At 55.5% G+C, this 9,435-nt stretch carries 7 protein-coding genes; all 7 read left to right on the top strand.

Translation table 11 applies throughout. From position 1 onward, the window contains the following. The first annotated feature begins 88 nt into the window (after positions 1-88). Entirely contained in the window at positions 89-1,354 is a 1,266-nt protein-coding gene (locus ACK8P7_RS07825; RefSeq protein WP_410043658.1) for a diaminopimelate decarboxylase, read from the top strand. Positions 1,355-1,515: 161 nt separating this feature from the next. Further along, positions 1,516-2,787, top strand: coding sequence for a histidine--tRNA ligase (gene hisS / locus ACK8P7_RS07830; protein WP_410043659.1), 1,272 nt, complete (start codon positions 1,516-1,518; stop codon positions 2,785-2,787). Between the two features lie 30 nt (positions 2,788-2,817). Further along, positions 2,818-4,632, top strand: coding sequence for an aspartate--tRNA ligase (gene aspS, locus ACK8P7_RS07835; protein ID WP_410043660.1), 1,815 nt, complete (start codon positions 2,818-2,820; stop codon positions 4,630-4,632). Positions 4,633-4,918: 286 nt separating this feature from the next. Next, positions 4,919-5,590, top strand: coding sequence for a DUF1700 domain-containing protein (locus ACK8P7_RS07840; RefSeq protein ID WP_410043661.1), 672 nt, complete (start codon positions 4,919-4,921; stop codon positions 5,588-5,590). A gap of 161 nt (positions 5,591-5,751) precedes the next feature. After that, positions 5,752-6,972: a class I SAM-dependent RNA methyltransferase gene (locus ACK8P7_RS07845; protein ID WP_410043662.1), complete on the top strand. Its 1,221-nt coding sequence runs from the start codon at positions 5,752-5,754 to the stop codon at positions 6,970-6,972. 273 nt (positions 6,973-7,245) lie between these two features. Then, positions 7,246-8,154, top strand: coding sequence for an NAD(P)H-hydrate epimerase (locus ACK8P7_RS07850; RefSeq protein WP_410043663.1), 909 nt, complete (start codon positions 7,246-7,248; stop codon positions 8,152-8,154). 117 nt (positions 8,155-8,271) lie between these two features. After that, on the top strand, positions 8,272-9,075 hold the full coding sequence (locus ACK8P7_RS07855; protein ID WP_410043664.1) for a mechanosensitive ion channel family protein: 804 nt from the start codon (positions 8,272-8,274) through the stop codon (positions 9,073-9,075). Positions 9,076-9,435 lie beyond the last annotated feature (360 nt).

Consider the following 9,435-nt stretch of genomic DNA (forward strand, 5'->3'; position numbering starts at 1 on the left):
TTATACTTGCCATAACCGGCAAGTATTTTCTTTTATAAATCGTCTGTATTAAGATTTGACATTAGATTTTACGAACGTGGAGGAAACCATGAAAACACCATATATCACACTGGACCAGGTGAAGGAAATTGCGAAGACCTACCCGACACCTTTTTATCTGTACGACGAGAAGGGCATTCGTGAGAATGCGCGGAAGGTATATAAGGCCTTCAGCTGGAATAAGGGCTTCAAGGAGTATTTTGCGGTGAAGGCGACCCCGAACCCGTCCATCCTTCGTATTCTGAAGGAAGAGGGCTGCGGCACGGACTGCAGCTCCCTCACCGAGCTTCAGATGTCCGACGCCTGCGGCTTCCACGGCCACGACATCATGTTTTCCTCGAACGACACACCGCTCGAGGAGTATAAGGTAGCGAACGAGCTCGGTGCCATCATCAACCTCGATGACTTCACGAACATCCAGGAGCTGAAGGATACCCTGGGCAGCTTCCCGGAAACCATGAGCCTTCGCTATAACCCAGGCGGATACTTCCGCATCGCAAACACCATCATGGATAACCCGCAGGATGCGAAGTATGGCATGACCACCGCACAGCTCATCGAGGGCTACCGTATCCTGAAGGAGGGTGGCGTCAAGCACTTCGGCATGCACGCCTTCCTCGCCTCGAACACCGTAACGAACGATTACTACCCGACCCTTGCGAAGGAGCTTTTCGAGCTCGCCGTCAAGATCAAGGCAGAGACCGGTGTCGCGCTCGATTTCATCAACCTCTCCGGCGGTGTCGGCGTGCCATACAAGCCGGACCAGAAGTCGAACGACATCGAGGCGATCGGCGAGGGCGTTCATCGCGTATTCGATGAAGTGCTCGTGCCGCACGGTCTCGGCGACATCCGCATCTTCACCGAGATGGGCCGCTTCATGCTGGCACCATACGGCGCACTGATCACGAAGGTCATCCACTTCAAGCATACCTATAAGGAGTATGCCGGTGTCGATGCCTGTGCGGTCAACCTCATGCGCCCGGCGATGTACGGTGCTTACCACCACATCACCGTCCTCGGAAAGGAGAACGCGCCATGTGACCACACCTATGACGTGACCGGCTCGCTCTGCGAGAACAACGACAAGTTCGCCATCGATCGCGCCCTCCCGGAGCTTGAGAAGGGCGACTACCTCTTCATCCACGACGCCGGCGCACACGGCTTCGCGATGGGCTACAACTACAACGGCAAGCTCTGGTCCGCCGAGCTCCTGCTCCGCGAAGACGGCTCTGTCAAGCTCATCCGCCGCGCCGAGACCCCGAAGGACTACTTCGCAACGCTTGATATTGATGACTGCATGAAGAAGTATCTCTGATCAATGCATACATCATGATGTAAAAACCGCACCTCGAGCCAGAGGTGCGGTTTCGTGATTTCGGCGTATTGCCGAGGCCGCGCACCGTGCGAGGTTCTTGCGTATTTGCGCGACTGTTGTTATAATTAAAGGCCGTATTAACATTGATATGAGGTACAGCTATGGCATTAAAGAAGAAACCGGTCACCGGTATGAAGGACATCCTCCCGAGAGAGATGGAGCTTCGCCAGTATGTTCTGAGCGAAATCCGCAGAACCTATAAGGAGTTCGGCTTTACAGAGATCGAGACCCCGGTCGTCGAGCACATCGAGAATCTGCTCAGCAAGCAGGGCGGTGATAACGAGAAGCTGATTTTTAAGGTACAGAAGCGTGGCGATAAGCTGGAAAGCGCATTCCAGTCCGGCGATCTGGACGCACTCGCAGATTCCGGCCTCCGCTATGATCTGACCCTTCCGCTGAGCCGTTTCTACAGCCAGAATCAGGCACAGCTCCCGAGTCCGTTTAAGGCACTCCAGATCGGACCGGTGTTCCGTGCGGATCGTCCGCAGAAGGGTCGCTTCCGTGAGTTCGTGCAGTGCGACATCGACATCTTCGGTGATGGCAGCAACGTCGCGGAGATCGAGCTGATCCTCGCCATCTCCACCCTGCTTAACCGCATCGGCTTCGGTGAGAAGTATAACTTCTCCATCGTGATCAACGATCGTGAGATCCTCCGCGGCATGCAGGCCTACGCCGGCTTCCCTGCAGACGATTTCGAGAAGGTCTGCATCAGCCTCGATAAGGCCGACAAGATCGGAAACGACGGCGTAAAGGCAGAGCTCCTTTCGCTCGGCTATGAGGAGAGCGTCATCGATAAGTATCAGGCACTGCTTGCGACCATCGGTACCGGTGCACAGGACATCCGCACCCTCGGTGAGAAGCTGAAGGATGTGCTCCCGGAGAGCGTGACGGATAACCTCGCCACCATCGTGGAGACGGTGGCAGCTGTCAAGAGCGTCAATGTGAAGGTCCTCTTCGATCCGACCCTCGTGCGTGGTATGGGCTACTATACCGGTCCGATCTTCGAGATCCGTGCCGAGGGCTTCAGCGGCTCCGTCGGCGGTGGCGGACGCTATGACCGTATGGTCGGCAAGTTCACCGGTCAGGATACCCCGGCCGTCGGCTTCTCGATCGGCTTCGAGCGTATCATCACCATCATGCTCGACGCAGACGAGAAGGTTCCGGGTGAGGGCACGAAGGTGGCCTTCCTCCTCGATAAGAACCTCGATCGTGCGAAGACCGCCGAGGCGATCAGCGAAGCGATGACACGTCGTCTTCAGGGAGAGACCGTTCTGGTATCCCGCATGAATAAAAACAAGAAGTTCCAGAAGGAGCAGCTTACATCGGAGGGATATACCGAGTTTAAGGAATTCTATCAGGATTCATTACAGTAATTTTTTCATTATATATAAGAGGTAAAAGCTATGGCAGAGTCTATGAAAGGTCTGCACAGAACGTGCAGATGTACAGAGCTTGACGAGTCCTATATCGACAGAGAAGTCACCATGATGGGCTGGGTTCAGCGCTCCAGAAACAAGGGCGGTCTGATCTTTACAGACCTTCGTGATCGTTCCGGTCTCCTGCAGATCGTGTTCGAGGAGTCCGAGTGCGGCACCGAGGTGTTTGAGAAGGCAGCGAAGCTGCGTTCCGAGTTTGTAATCGCGGTGACTGGTATCGTCCGTTCCCGTGGTAAGGATGCCAACAAGGATATGAAGACAGGAAGCATCGAGATTTCTGCCAGAGCACTGCGCATTCTCGCCGAGTCCGAGACACCACCATTCCCGATCGAGGATGGGATCCCGACGAACGAGAACACCCGTCTCAAGTATCGTTACCTCGACCTCCGTCGTCCGGAGCTTGCAAAGCGTATCATGACGAGAGCGAAGATCGCCTATCTGATCCGCAGCTTTATGAGTGAGAACGGCTTCCTCGAGATCGAGACCCCGACCCTCATCAAGTCCACCCCGGAGGGTGCGAGAGACTTCCTCGTACCGTCCCGTATGCACCACGGCTCCTTCTACGCACTGCCGCAGTCTCCGCAGCTCCTGAAGCAGCTCCTCATGGTATCCGGTTTCGACCGTTACTTCCAGCTGGCACGCTGCTACCGTGATGAGGACCTCCGTGCCGATCGTCAGCCGGAGTTCACCCAGGTGGATATGGAGCTCAGCTTTGTGGATGTCGATGATGTCATCGAGGTCAACGAGCGTCTGCTGAAGTACATCTTCAAGGAGGTGTGCGATGTAGACATTGAACTCCCGATCATGCGGATGCCATGGATCGACGCGATGAACCAGTACGGCTCCGATAAGCCGGATATGCGTTTCGAGATGCTGCTTCACGATGTCACTGAGGTGGTGAAGGACTGTGGCTTCGGCGTGTTCTCTGCATGTGCGAAGGACGGTGGTATGATCAAGGGCCTGAATGTCAAGGGCCAGGCGAAGATGCCGCGTAAGCACATCGATAAGTACACCGAGCTCGTCAAGGGCTATGGTGCGAAGGGCCTCGCGTACCTCGCGATCAACGAGGATGGCAGCTATAAGTCCAGCTTCGCGAAGTTTATGACGGAAGAGGAGCTGAAGGCACTCTGCCAGGAGATGGGCGGCGAGCCGGGCGACCTCCTCATGTTCGTATCCGACACGAAGAACACGACCGTATGGAGCGCACTCGGTGCACTTCGTCTCCAGCTCGGCGCAGACCTCGATCTCATCGATCGTAAGGCGTGGAAGTTCCTTTGGGTCACCGAGTTCCCGATGTTCGAGTGGTCCGACGAGCTCGGCCGTTACCAGGCGATGCATCATCCGTTCACGATGCCGATGGAGGAGGACCTCCCGATGATCGATACCGATCAGGGCGCGGTTCGTGCGAAGGCATATGATATCGTTCTGAACGGTACGGAGCTCGGCGGTGGTTCTGTTCGTATCCACCAGGCCGACGTGCAGGAGAAGATGCTTGAGAAGCTCGGCTTCACACCGGAGAAGGCGCAGAAGCAGTTCGGCTTCCTGATGCAGGCCTTCAAGTACGGAGTACCGCCACACGCTGGTCTCGCGTACGGCCTCGACCGTCTCGCGATGTGGATGGTCGGCTCCGACACGATCCGTGATGTCATCGCCTTCCCGAAGATCAAGGACGGCTCCGATCCGATGATGGATGCACCGGCTCCGGTATTTGACGAGTCACAGCTTACCGACCTCGGCATCGCAGTGGTTCCGGAGGAGGCAGAGGAGAAGACGGAAGAGTGATTCCGCCGTGCATCTGTGAGGCCAATGTCTACATGATGCACCTGCATCGAAAATGTCTCGCGGCGCTACACGGCACTGCGATTCCGAATTTTCTGTGAAAAATATAACCGGGACTTGCGCACTGTGCAGGTCTCGGTTTATTGTATATTAGAGGCGCTTCATCTGAAGCATGATCGAATCTTACGGCATGGGCGAAGCCCTGCGTGCATGTAGGCATTGGCCTGCGAAAACTGACATCGATCGGAATAGAAAAGAAGGCGGCAGCCGCCGCGATGAGGAAACGAATTTGAATAAGGAACAGTTCCTGCATGATTTAACGGTCCAGCTCAACCTGAGCGTTTCAGATCAGGTGATTCGTGAGCAGATCACATATTACGACAGCTATATCTGTGGAGAGGTCCGGAAGGGGCGCTCCGAGGCAGAGGTCATCGAGGAGCTCGGTTCACCGAGACTGCTGGCGAAGACCATCATTGATACCGCCGAGGCGGCGGGCGATCCGATCGCGAGTCAGGATGATGAAATCCGTGGCACGGTCGATCTCGAGCCGGATTCCGACGCCTTCGACCATTTCCGTGCGAACTATAGTGGCACAGGTGCGCGCAGCTGTGAAACCGAGGCAGAGGATGCGGAGACCGTGCGCCAGGGCTATGAGGACGAGAACCACCAGGAGCGGGAGAGCTACGCCGAGAACGGAGAGCGGAACGACAACGGCTGGAGCGACCCGTTCTATCGCCATCACAGCGAGCGGAAGGCGCAGCAGGGCGGCACAGGCAGCCACGTGCATGTGTTTGACGCGAGCGGCTGGGGCTGCATCGCCGTCTTCATCATCTTCTTCCTGGTATTCCAGGTCCTCGTGGGCCTCATCGGTGGTGTGCTGGCCTTCCTTTCGCCGGTACTGCTCCCACTGCTGGTGGTCCTCGTCGTGCTCTGGCTGATCAAGGGCATCATCAATCACTAGTCCGGCGTGCTTACGCCGCCCGGATGGATTCGTCATGCCCAGACGCCAGAAGGATCGGGCGTCAGGCTGCGTACGGCTTATAGCACTGCCTGTCCTGCCTGGACGAGCGACATTTATCGAACATCATCCCTTCGCACATAGTATTACGAAAGGTTTATATCATGAAAACATTTGAACTGATTGCGCCTTGCCATTTCGGTCTCGAGGCCGTCACGAAAAAAGAAATCATCAATCTCGGCTACGACATCACGGAAGTCACCGACGGACGCGTGAGCTTTATCGGCGATGCGGACGCCATCGCGCGTGCCAATGTCTTCCTCCGTACGACGGAGCGTATCCTGCTGAAGGTCGGCACCTTCCGGGCAGAGACCTGGGAGGAGCTCTTCCAGGCGACGAAATCACTCCCATGGGAGAATTTCGTACCGAAGGATGGCAGCTTCTGGGTTACGAAGGCGAGCTCCATCAAGTCGAAGCTCTTTTCGACCCGTGACATCCAGTCGGTTATGAAGAAGGCAATGGTTGCCCGCATGGGCGCATACTATGGCGTCGACTGGTTCGAGGAGCATGGTGCGAAGTATCCGGTACGTGTCTTTGCGTATAAGGATATCTTCACGGTCTGCCTCGATACCTCCGGCGAGTCCCTCCATAAGCGTGGCTACCGTCTGAAGCAGGGCCTCGCGCCGATCACCGAGACGCTGGCGGCGGCCCTCATCATGCAGTCCGGCTGGCGTGAGGACCACGCCTTCGTCGATCCGATGTGCGGCTCCGGTACCTTCGTGATCGAGGCAGCCATGATCGCCGCCAACATTGCCCCAGGCATGGATCGTGCCTTCGTTTCCGAGGCGTGGACGAATCTGATCGATAAGAAGTGCTGGTATAACGCACTCGACGAGGCGGATGAGGCCATCGACCAGACGCTTCTGGATACCGGTGTGAACCGCTTCGGGAAGAAGGTGGATATCCAGGGCTATGACATCAATCCGGAGGTGATTCCGGTCGCGCGTGAGAACGCAGAGCGTGCCGGTGTAGAGAAGATCGTGCATCTGCAGGTGCGTGACATCGCGAACTTCTCGCACAGCGGTAAGTTCGGTTATATCCTCACGAACCCGCCATACGGTGAGCGAATCGAGGATAAGCGGAATCTGCCGCTTCTGTACACCGAGCTGAAGGAGGCATATCAGGGGCTCGACAGCTGGTCTATGCACCTCATCACGGCCTGGGAGGACGCGCAGAAGTACCTCGGAAAGGCCGACAAGAATCGGAAGATCTATAATGGTATGATGAAGACCTACTTCTACAGCTACGACAAGCGCTATATCCAGCACTCTGCGCCGCATGATTTCCGCGGGAAGCCGGGCGCGGCCGAGCAGGCGAAGAGATAATCCAAATTTAATGGGGTCAGACCCCCTTACGAAATTCTTAAGATGAACGTGAGGGGGGCGGCCTCTTTTTTATACGCGGATTCTGCTAGATGAAAACGCAATTGCAGCGTACTGTGCGTTGGAAATGAATCTGTGGTAAAATATCACTAGAAGCGTTTCGGAATAAAGGCCCGATCAGGGCGGGGATGCCGAGCGGACAGATGGCGTGATGAAGCGAAGGGGATGAGCAGCCCATCCCTGCGATGATATTTCTTTATAGGAAGAGGCGGGAATATGCAACATGAGAATGGTAATCGGAAAGCGATGTGCATCACCGGCGCGGTGGCGAAGGCGGCCGACCGCTACGCGATGGATGTGATGGGACTGAAGTCTCTGACGCTGATGGAAACGGCGAGCAGTAAGATCGCGGAATACGTAATGAAGCATTTTCCGCTCGCACAGAAGCGTGTAGATGCTACGGTGACAAATGAGGTGAAGGACGCGCTGGCTGAACTCGTGAGCCTCGGAGATGGGGTGGCAGACGTAAACGATGTGCGGGATCAACAGAAGCCAGCTGCGCGATACCAGGACCTGAAGATTTCCGTGCTCTGTGGTGTCGGCAATAACGGCGCGGACGGTGTCTGCGCGTCGCGTATGCTCCTCAGGGAGGGCTACCAGCCGCGGGTTTACATCGTCGGAAACCTGGAGAAAGCCAGCTGGGAGTTTCTCTACCAGCTCTGCCATTTTCAGCAGGCGGGTGGCACGGTGACCATGTATCATCCAGACGTTGATACTGCCAATGCTGGCGAAGTAGCTGCTATGGCAATGCATCCAGACAGCGCCACTGCCGCGGACGATGCATCGCTGTTTCGGGCGAACAGACTTCCGGACGACGACATCCTGATCGACGGTATCTTCGGCATCGGCCTGCATCGAGAAATCGCGGGCGACTACCGCACGTTTATAGAAGAGGCCAATCGCCGCAGGCATGGATTCGTGCTCGCCATCGACGCACCCTCCGGTATCAATACCGATACGGGTGAGCTCATGGGCTGTGGCATAAAAGCGGATGTGACCATCACCTTCGGACGAAACAAGACCGGCCTCGTGTGCGGCGCCGGCCAGAACTTTGCCGGGCGGGTGCTGGTCGAAGACATTGGCATCCCCGACGAAGCGTATGAAGAGGCAGAAAGGCACGCGTAGGCCAATGTCTACATCAGCATGCCCTGGCGTGGGCTTTGCTTCGACGAAAGAAGCAGACTGTGGCCGCGGTGAAACAACGATCGCTGTGCAACATGTGACACGAAATATGGAGGCATAATGAAAGAATATATCATGGCAGAGGGGCACCTCGATAAACTGATTACGATCGCGATCATCGTCGTGGTGTTTGCAGGGCTGATTTCCATCACGAATCGCATCTTCCGAAGAATCAATCGGCGGAAGAACAGTATCTTCTATAAGTTTCTGAACAGCGTGGTGTATGTCGTTCTCCTTGCGACGGCGATCTACTCCGTGCTGTCACAGTTTGACATGGCGCGTGAGATCAGTACCGTCATCCTGCAAAGTGGTACCCTGATCATCGCTGTCTCGACCTTCGCGGCGCAGCAGGCCCTCGGAAACGTGATTTCCGGCTTCATGCTGTCTGCCTCCCGCCCACTCGAAATCGGACAGAAGGTGAAGCTCCTGCAGGGAGGCACGCAGATCTGCGAAGGCATCGTGAAGGATATGACCTTCCGTCATGTCGTGATCCAGAGCTATGACGGACAGAGCAATATCATTCCGAACAGCCTCGTGGATCAGGCAGTGATCGTCAATGCTGACTACGTGGAGGGTACAGGTAATTTCCTCGAGTTCGAGGTCGCGTATGAATCTGACTTCGATCTCGTTCGTTCCCTGATCCGCCAGGCACTCGAAAGCCAGCCGGAGGTCAGCAGGAAAGACGTCACGATTGCACTGAGCCGAGTAAGCCAGAACGGCGTCGTATTTAAGTTCACTGTATGGACACACAGCGTCGACGAGAACTTCCGCGCCTGCAGCGAACTCCGCGAAAAAATAATAAAGGCGTTCAACGAACATCACGTTGTGATCCCATATCAGACCATTGATATTAATATGCATTGAGCGGATTCAGGGTGCCCGGAGGGCTGCCATCGGAAGCCATACGTAGAAGCTGTGAAGAATCAAAATCCTGCCCTTTAGAAGTACTTAGTGCTATCTCTCCATGGAACCCTCTGTCAACGCTGAGTTTTCATCAAGAAAACTCGGCGATTGCAGAGGGCTTAGTACTTCTTAAGGGCAGGATTTTAGAGTCTTCCAGCTTCGGAGTACTGTGCTTCCGATGACAGCCCTCCGGGTACCCTGAATTGCTTTGGGAATTATTTTGAAAAGTTGAAAATGGTGCTTGACATGCCCTGCTTCGTCTGTTAAAGTATGCAACTGTCGCCGCAAGCGAAACGGACACAAAGATCCATCGCAAGCGAA

This window comes from Oribacterium sp. P9 (genome assembly GCF_046365365.1).
Taxonomy (GTDB): Bacteria; Bacillota; Clostridia; order Lachnospirales; family Lachnospiraceae; genus Oribacterium.

Coding starts and splice junctions, on each gene's coding strand:
- ACK8P7_RS07855 (WP_410043664.1), top strand. CDS start 8,272: ATGAAAGAATATATCATGGCAGAGGGGCACCTCGATAAACTGATTACG.
- aspS (WP_410043660.1), top strand. CDS start 2,818: ATGGCAGAGTCTATGAAAGGTCTGCACAGAACGTGCAGATGTACAGAG.
- ACK8P7_RS07845 (WP_410043662.1), top strand. CDS start 5,752: ATGAAAACATTTGAACTGATTGCGCCTTGCCATTTCGGTCTCGAGGCC.
- ACK8P7_RS07850 (WP_410043663.1), top strand. CDS start 7,246: ATGCAACATGAGAATGGTAATCGGAAAGCGATGTGCATCACCGGCGCG.
- ACK8P7_RS07825 (WP_410043658.1), top strand. CDS start 89: ATGAAAACACCATATATCACACTGGACCAGGTGAAGGAAATTGCGAAG.
- hisS (WP_410043659.1), top strand. CDS start 1,516: ATGGCATTAAAGAAGAAACCGGTCACCGGTATGAAGGACATCCTCCCG.